The 16,726-nt window shown below is 72.2% G+C and carries 18 protein-coding genes and 1 pseudogene; 11 read left to right on the plus strand and 8 right to left on the minus strand.

Translation table 11 applies throughout. The annotated features are described in order from the left end of the window. The first annotated feature begins 25 nt into the window (after positions 1-25). Positions 26-730: an FG-GAP repeat protein gene (locus BN1555_RS17635; protein ID WP_093800275.1), complete on the plus strand. Its 705-nt coding sequence runs from the start codon at positions 26-28 to the stop codon at positions 728-730. Between the two features lie 134 nt (positions 731-864). On the opposite strand, the gene BN1555_RS17640 is transcribed toward BN1555_RS17635, so the two are convergent. After that, on the minus strand, positions 865-2,265 hold the full coding sequence (locus BN1555_RS17640) for an NAD(P)/FAD-dependent oxidoreductase (RefSeq protein ID WP_093800276.1): 1,401 nt from the start codon (positions 2,263-2,265) through the stop codon (positions 865-867). A gap of 124 nt (positions 2,266-2,389) precedes the next feature. On the opposite strand from BN1555_RS17640, the gene BN1555_RS17645 reads away from it, so the two are divergent. Continuing rightward, positions 2,390-3,304 (plus strand): aminoglycoside phosphotransferase family protein, encoded by a 915-nt coding sequence (locus BN1555_RS17645; protein WP_093800277.1) that lies wholly within the window; start codon positions 2,390-2,392, stop codon positions 3,302-3,304. Then, a complete protein-coding gene (locus BN1555_RS17650; protein ID WP_093800278.1) occupies positions 3,301-3,771 on the plus strand; it encodes a GNAT family N-acetyltransferase in 471 nt (156 codons plus the stop codon). Before BN1555_RS17645 ends, BN1555_RS17650 begins: the two co-directional genes overlap by 4 nt. Positions 3,772-3,811: 40 nt before the next feature. On the opposite strand, the gene BN1555_RS17655 is transcribed toward BN1555_RS17650, so the two are convergent. After that, the gene (locus BN1555_RS17655) at positions 3,812-4,387 is read right to left on the minus strand and encodes a TetR/AcrR family transcriptional regulator (RefSeq protein ID WP_093800279.1); all 576 of its coding nucleotides are present in this window, start codon (positions 4,385-4,387) and stop codon (positions 3,812-3,814) included. A 109-nt stretch (positions 4,388-4,496) separates the two neighbouring features. On the opposite strand from BN1555_RS17655, the gene BN1555_RS17660 reads away from it, so the two are divergent. After that, the gene (locus tag BN1555_RS17660) at positions 4,497-5,369 is read left to right on the plus strand and encodes an alpha/beta fold hydrolase (RefSeq protein WP_093800280.1); all 873 of its coding nucleotides are present in this window, start codon (positions 4,497-4,499) and stop codon (positions 5,367-5,369) included. A gap of 11 nt (positions 5,370-5,380) precedes the next feature. Here BN1555_RS17660 and BN1555_RS17665 read toward each other — a convergent pair. Next, positions 5,381-6,208, minus strand: a pseudogene (locus BN1555_RS17665) (NAD(P)-binding protein); the annotation flags it as partial. Positions 6,209-6,366: 158 nt separating this feature from the next. Between BN1555_RS17665 and BN1555_RS17670 the strand changes: the two are divergent. Further along, a complete protein-coding gene (locus tag BN1555_RS17670) occupies positions 6,367-7,053 on the plus strand; it encodes a pentapeptide repeat-containing protein (RefSeq protein ID WP_093800281.1) in 687 nt (228 codons plus the stop codon). A 31-nt stretch (positions 7,054-7,084) separates the two neighbouring features. Here the strand turns inward: BN1555_RS17670 and BN1555_RS17675 are convergent, their stop codons facing one another. Then, positions 7,085-7,588, minus strand: coding sequence for a hypothetical protein (locus BN1555_RS17675; RefSeq protein WP_093800282.1), 504 nt, complete (start codon positions 7,586-7,588; stop codon positions 7,085-7,087). A 156-nt stretch (positions 7,589-7,744) separates the two neighbouring features. Here BN1555_RS17675 and BN1555_RS41640 point away from each other — a divergent pair, with 156 nt between their 5' ends. Continuing rightward, on the plus strand, positions 7,745-8,083 hold the full coding sequence (locus BN1555_RS41640) for a hypothetical protein (RefSeq protein ID WP_369688982.1): 339 nt from the start codon (positions 7,745-7,747) through the stop codon (positions 8,081-8,083). Positions 8,084-8,115: 32 nt separating this feature from the next. Beyond that, positions 8,116-8,397 carry a Uma2 family endonuclease gene (locus BN1555_RS41645; protein WP_369689034.1) on the plus strand — a complete coding sequence of 94 codons (282 nt, stop codon included), beginning with the start codon at positions 8,116-8,118 and terminating at the stop codon, positions 8,395-8,397. Between the two features lie 12 nt (positions 8,398-8,409). On the opposite strand, the gene BN1555_RS17685 is transcribed toward BN1555_RS41645, so the two are convergent. After that, a complete protein-coding gene (locus BN1555_RS17685; RefSeq protein WP_093800283.1) occupies positions 8,410-9,033 on the minus strand; it encodes a response regulator in 624 nt (207 codons plus the stop codon). A 32-nt stretch (positions 9,034-9,065) separates the two neighbouring features. Next, positions 9,066-10,202: a sensor histidine kinase gene (locus BN1555_RS17690; protein WP_255306430.1), complete on the minus strand. Its 1,137-nt coding sequence runs from the start codon at positions 10,200-10,202 to the stop codon at positions 9,066-9,068. Positions 10,203-10,524: 322 nt separating this feature from the next. Between BN1555_RS17690 and BN1555_RS17695 the strand changes: the two genes are divergently transcribed. Next, positions 10,525-11,082, plus strand: a complete 558-nt coding sequence (locus BN1555_RS17695; protein WP_093800284.1) for a GlcG/HbpS family heme-binding protein — start codon at positions 10,525-10,527, stop codon at positions 11,080-11,082. Positions 11,083-11,176: 94 nt separating this feature from the next. Beyond that, on the plus strand, positions 11,177-12,715 hold the full coding sequence (locus tag BN1555_RS17700; protein WP_255306070.1) for a M1 family metallopeptidase: 1,539 nt from the start codon (positions 11,177-11,179) through the stop codon (positions 12,713-12,715). Between the two features lie 103 nt (positions 12,716-12,818). On the opposite strand, the gene BN1555_RS17705 is transcribed toward BN1555_RS17700, so the two are convergent. Further along, positions 12,819-13,394, minus strand: coding sequence for a TerD family protein (locus tag BN1555_RS17705; protein WP_093803468.1), 576 nt, complete (start codon positions 13,392-13,394; stop codon positions 12,819-12,821). Between the two features lie 184 nt (positions 13,395-13,578). On the opposite strand from BN1555_RS17705, the gene arfB reads away from it, so the two are divergent. Continuing rightward, positions 13,579-14,004 (plus strand): alternative ribosome rescue aminoacyl-tRNA hydrolase ArfB, encoded by a 426-nt coding sequence (arfB, locus tag BN1555_RS17710; protein WP_093800286.1) that lies wholly within the window; start codon positions 13,579-13,581, stop codon positions 14,002-14,004. 106 nt (positions 14,005-14,110) lie between these two features. On the opposite strand, the gene BN1555_RS17715 is transcribed toward arfB, so the two are convergent. After that, positions 14,111-14,611 carry a flavin reductase family protein gene (locus BN1555_RS17715; protein WP_093800287.1) on the minus strand — a complete coding sequence of 167 codons (501 nt, stop codon included), beginning with the start codon at positions 14,609-14,611 and terminating at the stop codon, positions 14,111-14,113. A 353-nt stretch (positions 14,612-14,964) separates the two neighbouring features. Here BN1555_RS17715 and cdgB point away from each other — a divergent pair, with 353 nt between their 5' ends. After that, on the plus strand, positions 14,965-16,635 hold the full coding sequence (gene cdgB, locus BN1555_RS17720) for a diguanylate cyclase CdgB (RefSeq protein WP_093800288.1): 1,671 nt from the start codon (positions 14,965-14,967) through the stop codon (positions 16,633-16,635). Positions 16,636-16,726 lie beyond the last annotated feature (91 nt).

The following is a 16,726-nucleotide window of genomic DNA, read 5'->3' on the forward strand; positions in this document are numbered from 1 at the left end:
CCGGGCTTTCGGCATCTGGAGTCCCATGCGTACGCACGCCCTGTTCCTGACCACCGCTCTGGCCGCCGGCCTCCTTGCCGCTGCCCCCACCGCGGCCGCCGCACCCTCGGGCCTCAGCGGCGACTTCAACGGCGACGGACACCGCGACTTGGCTCTCGCCGCGCCGTACGCCGCCCTCCCCGGCAAGGGCATGTCCGGGTACGCGGCGGTGGGGTACGGCACTTCGGCCGGCATCAGTACGGCCAAGCGCACCGTCGTGCACCAGGACTCGACCGGTGTACCGGGTTCCGCCGAGGCCGAGGACGCCTTCGGCGCGGCCCTCGCCGTCGCCGACACCAACGGCGACGGTTACGGCGAACTCGCCATCGGCGTTGTCTTCGAGGACATCGGCGAGGACGAGGACACCGGCTCCGTGGTCGTCATGCGCGGTTCCGCCGCGGGTGTTTCCGGGACCGGTGCGAAGAACCTCACCCAGTCCACCTCCGGTGTCCCCGGCGCCGCCGAGGACATGGACTACTTCGGCTCCGACGTGCACCTCTCCGATGTGACCAGGGACGGCCGCGCCGACCTGGCCGTCACCGCCGGTTTCGAGAACGAAGGCGTCGGCGCCGTCTGGACCCTGCGTTCCACCACCGCGGGCGTCTCGACGGCCGGAGCGAAGAGTTTCGGGTCCTCCGCCGTCGGGATGCCCACGGAATACGGAGCGTTCGGCGCCAACCTCGCCAACTGACCCCCGTACCGCTCCTGGAGACCTCCTTCACGCGCAGATGCGACCCGGCCACGGTCTCGGCCACGACGCCGGCCGCAGGGCAAACGCCCCGGATCCGAAGGTCCGGGGCGTTTCCCTGCCCGGGCGGCGCTGTCTCAGTGGCGGCCGGCGATGCGGTCGGCTGCTCTTGCGAGGGGGTCCGTCTCCGTCGTGCGGCCGGACGCCTCGCGGCGGTCGGCGGTGCGGTAGGCGGCGTACATGCCCTGGACTCCGAGCCAGCGGAAGGGCTCGGGCTCCCACTTGCGGACCTTGTGGTTGACCCAGGGGAGCGTGGTGAGGTCGGTGGGGCCGCCCTGGCCCGAGTCCTGCTGGATCAGGTCGCGCAGGGTACGGGCGGCGAGGTTCGCCGTGGCCACACCGCTGCCCACATAGCCGCCGGCCCAGCCGATGCCGGTGGAGCGGTCCAGGGTGACGGTCGAGCACCAGTCGCGGGGCACGCCGAGTACGCCCGACCAGGCGTGGGCGATGGGAACGCCCGCGGTGGTGGGGAAGAAGCGGATCAGGATCTCGCGCAGCGCCTCGATGGTGGCGGGCCGGGTGCGGGCCGTGTCGTTGATGTGTGCGGCGCGTGAGCCGTAGCGGTAGGGGACGCCCCGGCCGCCGAGCGCGATGCGGTCGTCGGCGGTGCGCTGGGCGTACATGTAGGCGTGGGCCATGTCGCCGAGGGTTTCGCGGCCGTCCCAGCCGATGGTGTCCCAGACGCGCTGGGGGAGGGGGTCCGTGACGATCATCGAGGAGTTCATGGGGAGCCAGGCGCGGCGCTGGCCCTTGAGGCCGGCGGTGAAGCCCTCGGTGCAGCGCAGGATGTACGGGGCGCGGACCGTGCCGTAGGGGGTGACGGCGTGCTTCGGCTTGATCTCCGTGACCGGTGTTGATTCGTGGATGGTTACGCCGAGGGATTCGACGGCGGCGGCCAGGCCCTTGAGGAGTTTGACCGGGTGCAGGCGGGCGCCGTGGGGGGTCCAGGTGGAGCCGACGGCTCCGGTCACCCTGATGCGGTCGGCGGTCTCGCGGGCTCCGCGGAAGACGCGTTCTTTCTCGCCGAAGGCGATCTCGGTGGCGTGGAAGTGCTTGAGGCGGGCCAGCTGGGCGGGTGTGTAGGCGACTTCGAGTACGCCGCCGTGGTGGATGTCGGCGTCGATGTTCTCGGCGGCGGCGGTGGTGATGACCTCGGTGACCGTGTCGTTCATCGCCTGCTGGAGGCGGACGGCCGCGTCGTGGCCGTGGAGCTTGGCGTAGCGGTCGCGGCCGGCGATGCCGTTGTAGAGCCAGCCGCCGTTGCGGCCGGAGGCGCCGTAGCCGCAGAACTTGCCTTCCAGGACGGTGATGTTGAGGAAGGGGACGGCTTTTTTGAGGTAGTACGCCGTCCAGAGGCCGGTGTAGCCGCCGCCGACGATGCAGACGTCGGCCGTCGCGTCGCCGGGCAGGGGCTCACGGGGGGCGGGTATGCCCTCGTTCGCGTACCAGTAGGAGATGCCGCCGTTGACGGTGCTCATGATCCTGTTGCCCCTGCGTTCGTTTCTCGCTGCTGCTCAGTGGTGGTGGTGGCGCGGACGCTAGCGGGCGGGGGCGGGGTGCGGCAACGGCGGGGTGTGCGGTGCGCGGTCGCAGGATCCGGGCGTGATCGGGATTCCGGGAGCTCTGGTCGGGACGCGGGCGGAGTTCAACGGTGAGGCGGGGCGGAGGTGGATCGCCGCGCTGCCCGGGGAGGCCGCGGCGTACCTGGAGCGGTGGCGGCTCCGGCTCACCGGGCCGTCGATGCACGGTGCGGTCTCGCCCGTGCTGCCGGTGGAGCGGGCCGACGGGACGCCGGCCGCCCTCAAGCTCCAGCTGCTGGACGAGGGGAGCGCGGGTGAGGCCGCCGTGCTGCGGGCGTGGGACGGGGACGGCGCCGTGCGGCTGCTGGAGCACGACGCGCGGAGCGGCGCGATGCTGCTGGAGCGGCTGGACGAGGGGCGGCACCGGTCGGTGGTGCCGGACACCATGGCGGCGGTGCGGGTGGTCGCGGAGCTGCTGGTGCGGCTGAACGCGGTGGTGGCGCCCGAGGGCGTACGCCGTCTCGGGGACATCGTGGAGGGGATGCTCGACGACGTACCGCGACGGGTGCGGGGAGCGGCGGATCCGGCGGACCGGCGGCTTCTGGAGTGGTGTGCGGGGGCGGTGCGGGAGGTCGCGGGGGAGCCGGGCGGGCAGTTGCCGCACTGGGATCTGCGCTACGGCAACGTGCTGGCGCCGTTGGCGGGGTCCGGGCGCGGTGAGCCCCGGGTGGTGATCGATCCGAAGCCGCTGGCCGGTGATCCGGGGTTCGAGCTGCTGCCCGCGCTGGTGAACCGTTTCGAGGCGGACCAGGTGCCGGCGCGCTTCGATCCGATGACGGAGGTGCTGGGGCTGGACCGGGGGCGGGCGCGGGCGTGGACGCTCGGGCGCGTACTGCAGAACGGTCCCTGGGAGCCGGAGGGCGAGGAGGAGGGGACGGGGCGTGCTGTCGGGGAGCGGGTGGCTGTCGCGCGGGCGTTGTCTACGCTGCGGGCATGATTCGAAACGCCACGCCTGCCGATGTCCCCGTCATTCACGAGATGGTCCGCGAACTCGCCGAGTACGAGAAGGCGCTGCACGAGGCGCGCGCGAGCGAGGAGCAGCTGCGTGAGGCGCTTTTCGGGGAGCGCCCCGCCGCGTACGCGCACATCGCGGAGACGGCGGAGGGGGAGGTCGTCGGTTTCGCGCTGTGGTTCCTGAACTTCTCGACCTGGCGCGGGGTGCACGGGATCTACCTGGAGGATCTGTACGTGCGGCCCTCGCGGCGCGGCGGTGGGCACGGCAAGGCGCTGCTGGCGTCGTTGGCGCGGATATGCGTCGAGCGGGGGTACGAGCGGCTGGAGTGGTCGGTCCTGGACTGGAACGAGCCGTCGATCAACTTCTACCGGTCGCTGGGTGCGCAGCCGCAGGACGAGTGGACGGTGTACCGGCTGACGGACGGGGCGCTGGCGGAGCTGGGCGGTTAGGCGTTCCCCCTCCGTCCGCCGCCGGGGGCCGGGCGCCGCTTCAGGAGCGTACGTCCGCCGCGTCGAGGAGGGTCTCCGCCGCGTCGCGGGCGTGGCGGGCCGGGTCCTGGGAGCCGGTGATGCCTGCCGTGGCCATCGCTCCGTTGGCCAGGACGGCGAGCTGGGCGGCGAGCCGGTCCGTGTGCCCGGGGGGTGTGCCGGCGGCTGCGACGAGGGTGGCGAAGTGGTCCTGGAGCGAGCGCTTGTTGGCGCGGGCGATGGCGGCGACGCCCGGTGACACGCCGCCCAGCTCGCCGTAGGCGTTGATGAAGGAGCAGCCGCGGAACGTGTCCTGGCCGAACCACTCCTCCAGGTGGTCGAAGACGGCGAGGACGCGTTCGCGCGGGCTCTCGTGCGCGGCGGTGGCCCGCTCGATTCCGCTGCGGACGGTTTCGTCGCGGCGGCGCAGTACCGCTTCGAGGAGTTCGTCCTTGGAGGGGAAGAGCTGGTAGAGGCGCTTGAGCGACACGCCGGACGCGGAGCGGATGGCGTCCATGCCGACGGCCTGTACGCCGCGTTCGTCGAAGAGGGTCTCGGCCGCGTCCAGCAGGCGGGCCTCAGCGGTTGCGGCGTCCATTCCTCGATCACCTCTTGCGTGGAGAACCGTCGTTCTCTTACTCTACACGGCATGGGGAGAACGATCGTTCTCCGTCGATTCGTCCGTCTCACGTCGCCCGGGAGCAGCTATGTCCGTGTTCGGTACGCGCCACCACACCGTCGACATCGACGGACTGGACGTCTTCTACCGCGAGGCGGGCGACCCGTCCCGCCCCACGCTCGTCCTGCTGCACGGGTTTCCGTCCAGCTCGCACATGTACCGGGGGCTGATCGCCGAACTCGCCGACGAGTTCCACCTGATCGCCCCCGACCACATCGGCTTCGGGCGCTCCGCCGCCCCGGACGCCGGTGAATTCACTTACAGCTTCGAGAAGTTGACCGAGGTCACGCTGGCGCTGCTCGACCGGCTGGAGGTGGAGAGGTTCGCGCTGTACCTCCACGACTACGGCGCCCCGATCGGGCTGCGCATCGCCAGCCGCGACCCCGGGCGCGTGACCGCGCTGATCAGCCAGAGCGGCAACGCCTACGCGGAGGGCTTCACGCCCTTCTGGGACGTGCTGTTCGCGCACGCCGAGGACCGCGTGACGCACGAGCCCGCCGTGCGCGAGCTGCTGACGGCCGGGGCGACCAGGTGGCAGTACGAGCACGGGGTGCCGGCGGACCGGCTCGACCGGATCGGCCCCGAGACCTGGACGCTGGACCAGGCGGGACTCGACCGGCCGGGGAACAAGGAGATCCAGCTCCAGCTCTTCTGGGACTACCAGTTCAACCTGGACGGTTACCCGGCCTTCCAGGAGTACTTCCGCACCCACCGGCCGCCGGCGCTCGTCGTGTGGGGGCGGGGCGACGAGATCTTCGGCCCGGCGGGCGCGGAGGCGTTCGCCGGGGACCTGCCCGACGCGCGGATCCATCTGCTCGACGCCGGGCACTTCGCGCTGGAGACGCACGGCGGGGAGATCGCCGCTCTGGTGCGGGACTTCCTGCGGGGCGTGCGCGGGTAGCCGCCGGCCGGGCCGGCCGGGGCGAGGGTGGGGTCCTGGGCGGTGAACCGCTCGATCCAGCCCGGCGCCTCCAGGTCGGAGATGACGAACGGGTCGCTCCTGCGCGTCCGGACGGCCAGATCGAGCAGCGCCGTACGCCCGCTGTCCCAGGTCAGGGTGGCATCGTCGAGGAGCCGGCGGGCCGCTTCCAGGGACGTCGCGACGATCACCGGGCCGCCGTCGCCGGGGAGGGCGGTGACGCGCTCCGCCGTCGCGATGCGTACGCCGAGGTTCCAGGCCCGCGCGGCCATCCGGTCGACGACCGGGGCCCAGCCGCCTCGCGGGTAGTGCGCCTCGGGCGGGAGCTTGACGACGCGCCGCAGCCGCTCCTGCACGAAGCGGGCGGAGAGGGCGCCGGAGTCGTGGTGGAAGAGGGCGACGGCGATGTGGTGCGCCGCCGCGCGCGCCCCGGCCTCACCCACCTCGCCGGTGGCCCAGGTGAGGAAGTCGGTGTCCACGGGGGCCTTCGCGGTGGGGCGCAGGCTCAGCTTCACCATCGCGAGCGGCGGGGTCCTGCGCAGGGCGCCGCCGCGGTGGAAGCGCAGGCGGGCGCCTTCGAGCGGGGGCACGGCCATGACGGGGCCGAGCAGGCCGCGCTGCTTGAGCCAGGCCCAGAACGGCCCGCCGTTGTAGAGGGCGTGCGGGCCCTCGTTGGTCTTGTACGGGCCCTCGGCGGTGCGGGCCCGGCCGCCGAGCGTGTGGTGGGTCTCGCGCAGGGTCACGCTGGCGCCCGACTCGGCCGCGGCGACGGCTGCGGTGAGGCCGGCGACGCCGCCGCCGATGACAGTGATGTGGAGCATTTCCCTTTTCCCCTTGCCGTCGTTGGTCGCCCTCACGGGACTCACGGGTGATGACGGACGGCGGGGGCGCGGATGTGACATCGGGGCCGAGGGGCGCCGGGGGCCGGGGGCCGCCGGGAACCGCCGGGGATGTCAGTGGGGTGGTGCAGCATGGGCGAATGGCACGGCACACGAAGCAGACGCAGGCAGTACGTCCCGTACGGCGCCCCGAGGTGCGGCTGCCGCCGCTCGCGCCGTTCGGTCCCGGTGGGCTGGAGTCCGAGGGGGACTACGACGGGTTCGAGTTCCGGGACCTCGATCTGGGTGGTCAGGAGGGGCGCGGAGCCCGCTTCATGGACTGCGGTCTGTACGGCGTCGCGCTCGACGGGACGGTGCTGAGCCGGGCGCGCATCATCGACTCGGTGCTGGACGGGGTGCGGGGCGTGGGCACCGACCTGGCGGAGGCGTCACTGCGCGACGTGGAGGTGACCGACGCCCGGCTCGGCGGGGTCCAGCTCCACGCGTCGTCCCTGGAACGGGTGCTGGTGCGGGGCGGGAAGATCGACTACCTGAATCTGCGCAGGGCGCGCCTGAAGGACGTCGTGTTCGAGGGCTGTGTGCTGGTCGAGCCGGACTTCGGCGGGGCCCGCCTGGAGCGGGTGGAGTTTCGCGACTGCGTGCTGCGGCAGGCGGACTTCAGCTCGGCCACGATGGCCGGAGTGGATCTGCGTACGGTCGCGGAGCTGGACATCGCGCGGGGCGTGGACCGGCTGGCGGGGGCGGTGATCAGCCCGTCGCAACTGCTCGAACTGGCACCGGCGTTCGCGGCGCAGATGGGGGTGCGGGTGGAGGGCCCCGGGGAGTAGGGGCCGGGGGGCAGGCAGTGGAGGGCGGGGGCTAGGGGGAGACGCGGGGGAAGCGGGCCTGGAGGTCCCAGACCACCGGGTTGTCGGCGAGGCCGTCGTGCATGTCGGTGAGGTCCGCGATCAGGTCGTGCAGGAAGTCGCGGGCCTCGCGGCGCAGCAGCCGGTGGCTGAAGGTGATCGGGGGCTCCTCGGCCGGCATCCAGTCGGCGGCGATGTCGACCCAGCCGAAGCGGCGCTCGAAGAGCATCCGGTCCGTCGACTCGGTGAAGTCCAGCTCGGCGAACTGCGGCTTGGAGGAGCGGCTGCCGCGCGGGTCCTGGTCGAGCTGTTCGACGATGTCGCACAGGGCCCACGCGAAGTCGAGCACGGGCACCCATCCCCAGGCCGTGGACACTTCCCGGTCCGACGTGGTGTCGGCGAGGTAGACGTCCCCGCAGAAGAGGTCGTGCCGCAGGTCGTGGACGCCGGCGCGCCGGTAGTCGGTCTGCGGGGGGTCCGGAAAGCGGCGGGAGAGGGAGTAGCCGATGTCGAGCACGTGGTCGATGGTGTCACGTCTGCCGGACGGGCTCGCCCCGGCCGGTTCCGGCCTGTGGAAACGTCACCGCTCGCACGCTCGGGTGAACGGTTTCGGGTTCTGGCCGGGGGAGGGCACCTATTCTGGGAGTGTCGCTCGGCGCGAAGGTGGTCCGCCGTGGCACTGCCCGTACCGGGGCACGAGCTGTATGAGACCGAGCTCAACGGTGATGAGCTCGATGGCAGGACCCTGCTCAGGCTGGTGAAGAACGGGGTTCCGGCTCTGTCGGCAGCAGAAGCCTTCGACGTGTTCAGCGCGGCCGCCCCGGAGGGGTGGCGCGTGGAATTGATCGAAGGGGAAATCCACGTGACACCTCCCGCCGACGGCGAGCACGAAGAGACCGTGTCGGAGATCACCGGCCGGGCCCGGGATCACCGTAAGGATCTGGGTCGATATACCGGGATCGGGCTGTTTCTTCCCGGTGCGTCGAAAGCGGCAAGATCGAGCCGGATGTAGTCCTTGCGCCGAAGGGCAGCTTCGCGGACCAGCTGGAGTACCACGACCCCGCTCCCGTACTGATGGTCGCCGAAGTGACCTCGGCCTCGACCGCCGACAACGACCGGAACAGGAAGGTCCACGGTTTCGCCCGCGCCGGCATCCCGGTCTGCCTGCTGATCGACCGTGAAGCGGGCACGGCCACCCTGTGCACCGAGCCCGCGGGTGAGGACTACGCCGGCAAGGTCGCGCACAAGCTGTCGGAGACCGTCCCGCTGCCCGAGCCCCTCGGTTTCGACCTCGACACCAGTGAGTTCCGACCCCGCAAGGCATGACGGCTGACGGCGCTACGGCAGCAGGCGCTGCTCCTTGGCCACCGCCACCGCGCCCGACCTCGTGTCCACGCCGAGCTTGGCGTAGATGCGGCCCAGGTGGGTCTTCACCGTCGCCTCGCTGATGAACAGCGCGCGGGCGATCTCCCGGTTGCCCAGGCCGTGTGCCAGCTGGCCGAGGATGTCCGTTTCCCGTTCCGTCAGGGCCGGGCGGGCCGCGCCGCGCATGCGGTCCATGACGCGGCTGGCGACCGGCGGGGAGAGCGTCGTGCGGCCCTGGGCGGCCGAGCGGATCGCGGTGAAGAGCTCCTCCGGGCGCTCGGCCTTGAGCAGGTAGCCCGTCGCGCCCGCCTCGATCGCCCGCGTGATGTCGGCGTCCGTGTCGTACGTCGTGAGGACCAGGACGTGGACCCCGGTCGGAGCGATACGGCGGGTGGCCTCCACGCCGTCGATGCCGGTGCCCAGCTGGAGGTCCATCAGGACCACGTCCGGGGTCAGCTTGGCGGCCATCGCCACGGCTTCCTCGCCGCTGCCCGCCTCCCCGACGACCTCAATGTCGGGTTCGCTGCCCAGCAGGGCGAGCAGTCCGGCGCGTACGACCACGTGGTCGTCGCAGAGCAGGATGCGTACGGGGCTCACGGGACCTACGGGACTCACCGGATTCGCCGGGTTCATGGCTGGGGCTCCAGGGGGATCGCGGCGGAGAGCACGGTGCCCTCGCCTGGGGCCGACTCGATCGTCAGGGTGCCGCCGAGCTGGCGTACGCGGGCACGCATCGCGGGCAGACCGTGGCCGCGCACACCGGGGGAGGCGGACGGGGTGTGCGCGAAGCCCGTGCCGTCGTCGGCGACGTCCAGCACCACCTGGTCGCCCAGGTAGGTCAGGGTCACCGCCGCGGCCCGCGCGTTCGCGTGTTCGCGTACGTTCGCCAGTGCGCCCTGCGCGATCCGCAGCAGCGCCGACTGCACCCGGTCCGGCAGGCCGCCGTTCGGCGCCCCGTCCACCCGGAACGCCGCCGACTCCCGTGCGGCGAGCATGCGCAGCGCCTCCTCCAGGCTGCCGCCCTCCGCCAGGTCGGCCGGGGCCAGGTCGTGGACGAAGCGGCGGGCCTCGGCCAGGTTGCGCTCCGCGATGGACTCGGCCGTACGGACGTGACGGCGGGCCGTCGCCGGGTCGGCGTCCCACTGCCGGTCCGCCGCCTGGAGCAGCATCTGCTGGCTGGACAGGCCCTGCGCGAGCGTGTCGTGGATCTCCATGGAGAGACGCTGGCGCTCGGCGAGCGTGCCCTCGCGCCGCTCGGTCGCGGCCAGTTCGCGGCGCGTACGGATCAGGTCGTCGATCAGCGCACGCTGCCGGGCCGCCTGCCGCTGCATGTAGAGGAAGACGGCGGTCGCGACCGCCGCCACCGCGGGCGGCGCCAGCACCAGGTTGGGATCGAAACCGCCGTGCGCCAACTGGAGCTGCGCGGCGACCACGAACGCGGTGAGCAGGCCGACCAGGAGGAGTGCGGCGCGGGAAGGGAGCGTACGCAGCCCGGTGTAGAAGAGCGGCACCGCGCACCACGCGAAGCTCGGCGCCAGCACCACCAGCACCATCCAGACGGCGACGACCCCGCCCAGCCAGGCCAGCCGGCGGGGTGCGGGGCGGGCCGTGCCGGGGGCGGCGGGGCCCAGGACCGGGCCCAGTACGTACAGCAGGGCCAGCGTGATGCTCAGCGCGATGATCCACGGGGTGCGGGCCTCACCGGGGTGCCGCAGCAGGAACCGGGTGAGCGAGGCACTCAGCAGCAGGAAGAACGCGGCGTGCATCACGGGGGCGAGCCAGCGGGCGTCGGGGTCCGGCTGCTCGGGCTGTTCGGGGCGTTCCCGTCCCCGGCCCTGGTCCTGGTGCACCGTTCGCTCCTCGCCGACCTGCGCGTACGTCCCCATGGTGACCCGGTGGGACCAGGCCCGCATCAACCGATCGGCTGACGGACAGGTCGGCCGTCCCGCACGCCGTGTGCAGCCGGTACGCCGACGGTACGGGCCCGGAAGCGGCCGGAGGATCGACAACAGAGCCGAAGCGGGGTGCGACCGGCCCCCACCGCCACCGGCCCCCACTCGCAACCTTCCCAGCCCCAGGAGCCACACCATGAAGAAGCTTTCACCGCGTACCCGTGTCCTGACCGGTGCCGTCGCCGCCGTCGCCCTCAGCGCCGGCACCTTCGGCGCGATGTCCGCCAACGCCACCGAGCCCGCCGCCGCGCCGGCCGTCGCGGTCAAGGCCGACGCCGCGAACAAGAACCTCCAGCAGACCACCCACCTGACCGTCGCCGCCGCCACCAAGGCCGCGCAGGCCACCCTGGACGCCGCCGAGGAGGAGAACCAGCGCATCACCGTCGCCGTCGTCGACCGCAACGGCAACACCGTCGTGACGCTGCGCGGCGACGGCGCCGGCCCGCAGTCGTACGAGTCCGCCGAGCGCAAGGCGTACACCGCCGTCTCCTGGAACGCGCCCACCTCCGAACTGGCCAAGCGCCTCGCCCAGGCCCCCAACCTGAAGGACATCCCCGGCACCCTCTTCCTCGCGGGCGGCGCCCCGGTCCAGGTCAAGGGCGCCCCGATCGCGGGCATCGGGGTGGCCGGCGCGCCGAGCGGCGACCTGGACGAGAAGTTCGCGCAGGCGGGCGTCGCGGCGCTGGGCAAGTAACGCCCTGACACCGGTCCGTGCCCGCCCCGCGCCGTGCCCGCCCCGCGTTCGCCTGACCAGGTGAACGGAGCATTCCGCGCATATGATCCTCTCTGTGGATCAATGGTCTCGTGTACGACGCGCAGTCCACGCCGTCGCCGCCGCCACCCTGCTCGCGCTCACCTCGTGCACCGGCGCCGGGGCCGGCGGGCTCGGCGACGGCGTCCGCGGTGAACCGGGTGCGTCGGGTGTACGCGACCCGTACTTCCCCGGGCTCGGCAACGGCGGCTACGACGTCGAGCACTACACCCTGACCCTCGACTACGACCCCGCGCCCGGCGGCGACGACCGCACGGAAGGCGCGGGCAGTGCGGAAGGCACGGGCAGCACGGAAGGCGCGGGCAGTGCGGACCGCGCCGGCGGTGCGGACCACGGAGGGCCCGCGGGCCGCCTCACGGGCACCGCCGAGATCACCGCCCGCGCCACCCAGGACCTCAGCGCCTTCAACCTCGACCTCCACGGCCTGGAGGTCCGTTCCGCCACCGTCGGGGGGACCGAGGCCGCCGTCAGCCGGGCGGGCGACGAGCTGACGCTGCGCCCCGCCGCCGGGCTCGCCAAGGGCCAGGCCTTCACCACGGTCGTCCGCTACTCCGGCACCCCCGCCACGATCACCGACGCCGACACCTCGCAGGAGGGCTGGCTGACGACCGTGGACGGCGCGCTCGCGCTCGGCCAGCCGTCCGGGTCGATGGCGTGGTTCCCCGGCAACAACCACCCCAGCGACAAGGCGTCGTACGACATCACGGTCACCGTCCCCCAGGGCCTGAAGGCCATCTCCAACGGCGAGTTGAAGAGCGAGCGGACCCGCGGCGGCCGCACCACCTTCGCCTGGCACAACGGCGAGCCGATGGCCAGTTACCTCGCCACCGTCGCCATCGGCGCGTACGAGACGAAGGCTTCGCGCACCCCCTCCGGTCTGCCCGTCCACACCGCCGTCGACCCGGTCGTCGCCGAGAGCAGCACCGCGATCCTGGCCGCGGTCCCCGACGTCATGGAGTGGGCCGCCGAGCGTTTCGGCCCGTACCCCTTCTCCTCCACGGGCGCGATCGTCGAGCGCGGCAACGACGCGGGATACGCCCTGGAGACCCAGACCAAGCCCGTCTTCCCCGGCGCGCCCGACCAGGGGCTGCTCGTCCACGAGCTGGCCCACCAGTGGTTCGGCAACTCCGTGACGCCCGAGACCTGGCAGGACATGTGGCTCAACGAGGGCTTCGCGACGTACGCCGAGTGGCTGTGGGACGAGGACTTCGAGGACATCCCCGCGGACGACAACTTCGCCGTCGCCTTCGCCGACCCGGTCAACTGGGCCTTCCCGCCGGCAGATCCGCCCACCGCGGCCGAGATCTCACGGGCGCCCGTCTACGGGCGCGGCGCGATGGTGGTCCACAAGGTCCGCGAAGCGGTGGGTGACGACGCCTTCTTCGACATCGTGCGGGGCTGGACCGCCGCCCACCGCCACGGCAACGCGTCCACGGACGACTTCACGGCGTACGTCGAGAAGAAGTCCGGCAAGGACCTGAAGGACCTCTGGGACACCTGGCTCCACGGCCGGGAGAAGCCCGCTGCTCCCACCGGCCCGGGGGACGGGGCGTGAACCGGACCGCCGCTCGGCCGCGCGGCAACACGACCGCGCGGCAACGGGACAGGGCCCCGGCCGTGGCCGGGGCCCTGCTCGACAGGCGTGCGCGCGCCAGACGTCAGACGTTGACGCCGAAGTCCGTGGCGATGCCCGTGAGGCCGGACGCGTAACCCTGGCCGACCGCGCGGAACTTCCACTCCGCGCCGTTGCGGTAGAGCTCGCCGAAGACCATCGCGGTCTCGGTGGCGGCGTCCTCGCTCAGGTCGTAGCGGGCGATCTCGGCGCCGCCGGCCTGGTTGACGATGCGGATGTACGCGTTGCGCACCTGGCCGAAGTTCTGGCTGCGGGTCACGGCGTCGTAGATCGAGACCGGGAAGACGATCTTGTCGACGTCGGCCGGCAGGCCCGCCAGGTTGACGTTGATCGCCTCGTCGTCGCCCGCGCCCTCGCCACTGCGGTTGTCACCGGTGTGGACGATGGTCTGGTCCGGCGTCGACTTGTTGTTGAAGAAGACGAAGTGACTGTCGGAGTAGACCTTGCCGGTCGGGTTGACCGCGATCGCGGACGCGTCGAGGTCGAAGTCGGTACCGGTGGTCGTACGGACGTCCCAGCCGAGGCCGACCGTGACGGCGGTCAGGCCGGGGGCCTCCTTGGTGAGCGAGACGTTGCCGCCCTTGGACAGACTTACAGCCATCGGGATGTCCTCTTCCTTGAAGTCGTGCGGGCCGGACGGACCCGTGGGGTCCGAAGCTACCGTCACCCGTCATAACGCGGGCAGGTGGCCGCAAGGTTCCAGGTCTGCGGGGGAAAGGGGAAAGAAGGAAGGGGAAGGGAAAAGCGGGTGACGGGATGCCCGTGGACACGGGATCATTGGACGCATGTCCGGGCCTCATGTCATTCGCGGTGCTGTCTCCCTGCCGGAGGCAGAGCTCATGTGGCGTTTCTCCAGGTCCTCCGGGCCCGGCGGACAGCACGTCAACACCACCGACTCCCAGGTGGAACTCCGCTTCGACCTGGCGAAGACCGAAGCGCTGCCTCCGGTCTGGAAGGAGCGCGCGCTGGAGCGGCTCGCGCCCCGGCTGGTGGGCGGCGTCGTCTCCGTACGGTCGTCCGAGCACCGTTCCCAGTGGCGCAACCGCGAGACCGCGCTGGTCCGCATGGCCGCCCTGCTCGCCGAGGCGACGGCCCCGCCGCCCAAACCGCGCAGGGCGAAGAAGATCCCCCGGGGCATCAACGAGCGCCGGCTGCGCAACAAGAAGGCGCGCGGCGAGACGAAGCGCGGCCGCGCCGGCGGCTGGGACTAGGACCGGCCCGGGTTCGACCGCCCGGGGGCAGGACCGGCCCGAGGTCGACCACCCGGGGCCAGGGCCGGCCCGGAGCCGGACCCGGGGTGGGGCCGGGACCGGCCGGTCAGGCCAGGTGCCGGTAGCGGCCCCTGAAGTACGTGAGCGGGGCGCCGTCCGCGTTCGGCAGGCCCACCGCGAGCACCCGGCCGATCACCAGCGTGTGGTCCCCCGCCTCCACCCGCTGCTCGGTCCTGCACTCCACCACCGCCAGCGCGCCGTCGATCAGCGGGGCCCCGGACGCCGCGCCGCGCGTATGGGCGATGTCCTCGAACAGCAGGCGGTCGCTGAGACGGCCCTTCATCGCGAACCGTCCCGCGATGTGCCGCTGGTTCTCCGAGAGCAGTGAGACCGCCCACAGCGGCTGCTCGGCCAGCAGGTCGTCCATGCGCGAGCCGTTCCGTACGCTCACCAGCACCAGCGGCGGGTCCAGCGACACCGACATGAAGGCCGTCGCGGTCATGCCGGCGTCCTCGCCGCGGGCGCCGCTGTCCGGGTCGTGGGCGGTCACCAGGGTGACGCCCGCGGTGAAGCGGGACATCGCGGCGCGGAACTCGTCGTTGCTCACCCCTTCAGGATGGGGGATCGGGGCGGGGGGCTGGGGGGAGGTCGTCTGGAACACACAAGGAACGGTATGCCCGGGGCTCCTACCCGCACCATCGGGCATGGGGACCAGGAAGGGACCCTGCCCCGGTCCTAGGACCGGGGCGGGCCCGCGCGCGGCGGCCTCACGGGGGTCGCGGACCCTCGCACACCTCCCGCGCCGTTCATCATCTGACGTGACTTGAGTCACAGAGGGCACAATTTGCTGACCCTGTGTACCGGGTGGGCAGCTCGCTGTGATTCAGTGGCCGTGATAGTGCAACACGTGCGGCTATGGGAATCCTGGAGTTGCTGTCGAGGTCTCGGGGAGAGCGAACAATGGAGGCCGAGTCCGAGCCGTACGTCCGCCTGGCGACGATGCGGCAGCTGCACCAAGTGGTCGCCGATCTCAACCGGGCCACCAGCCTGGCCGACACCTTGCAGGCCGTGGCCGACGGAGTCGTCACGGGCCTCGGATACGAGCTGGCCTGCGTCAACCTCGTCCAGCCCGACGGCGACCTGGTCATCGCCGCCTTCGCCGGCAACGCGGCGGCCGAAGCCCTGATCACCGGCCGCGTCGGCTCGCGCGCCTCCTGGGAGCGCCGCCTCTCCATGGGCGAGGCATGGGGTGACCTGCACTTCATTCCGCACACCGAGGGCTGGGTCCTCATGGAGGACGACGTCCCCCAGTGGCACACCGACGGCCCCGAGCCCCGCTTCGCCGGCGAGTGGCACCCGCAGGACCGCCTGTACGCCCCCATGTACGCGTCGGGCGGCGGCCAGGAGCTCCTGGGCGTCATCTCCGTCGACCGCCCGCGCAACGGCAGGCACCCCGGCGCGTGGGGCCAGGAGGCGCTCCAGATGTACGCCTCCCAGGCTGCCATCGCGATCAGCAACGCCCGGCTCCGCGCGAACATGCAGCGCGCCCTCGTCCGCCTGGAACGCGAGCAGCAGGCCCTGCGCGCCAGTGAGGAGTCCTTCCGCCAGGCCTTCGAGTACGCCCCGAGCGGCATGGCCATCGCCGAGATGGGCGGCGACCAGCACGGCCGCCTGCTGCGCACCAACGACGCCCTGTGCCGTCTCCTGTGCCGTCCCGCCTCCACGATGCGCCGCTACTCCTTCGCCGACCTCGTCCACCCCGAGGACATCGGCACCCTGCTGCGCACCTCCGCCGAGGGCGGCCGGGCCGAGCTGCGGCTGGCCCGGCGCGACGGCACGTACGTCTGGGTGTCGCTGCGCAACTCCGTCGTCGCCGACACCACCGACGGCCCGCGCTTCCTCCTCACCCACGTCGAGGACATCGAGGAGCGCAAGCGCCACGAGCTGCACCTCGCCCACCGTGCCTCGCACGACCAGCTCACCGGCCTGCCCAACAGCGCCGAGCTGCGCACCCGCCTCGCCTCCCGGCTGTGCCGCCGCCCGCACGGGCACTCCTCCGCGCGCGCCACGGCCGTGGAGGCCCTGGACGCGGCGTACGGCGAACCGGCCGCCCCGGGGACGTCCGTGCCCGAGCACGACTTCGACTACAACCCGCACACGGACGCGGGCTTCTACGACCACCACGTCCACGCGGTCGCGCCCACCTCCGCCGCCGGCGGCGCCGACGACGGCACGAAGGGCCTCGCCGTCCTCTTCTGCGACCTCGACGGCTTCAAGTCGATCAACGACCGGTTCGGGCACCACACCGGTGACGCCGTCCTGATCGAGGTCGCCCGCCGCCTGACGACGTGCGTGCGCGACGGTGACACGGTCGCCCGCCTCGGGGGTGACGAATTCGTCGTCCTCGCCGACGGTCTCGGCAACGCGGACGCCGCCGACCTCGCCGTACGCTTGCGAAACGCCATCATTCCGCCCATCCGCGTCGACGGCAGGGCGGTCCGCGTCGGCGCGAGCTTCGGCATCGGCTGGGCGAGCTGCGGGATGACGGCCGAGGAAGTGTTGCAGTCGGCTGACCAGCGGATGTACGTGGAGAAACGCTCTCGTGCCAAGGTTCACAGGCGAGCGGGCTGAAGGACGCCCTACTACCGCACTGTGACCCATGCCAAACCTTCGGCTTGCCGGTTCAAGGTAGGCTCGCCGGGTCGGCGACGGCTGGCGAACA

Source organism: Streptomyces sp. Wb2n-11 (assembly GCF_001049855.1).
Taxonomy (GTDB): Bacteria; Actinomycetota; Actinomycetes; order Streptomycetales; family Streptomycetaceae; genus Streptomyces; species Streptomyces altiplanensis.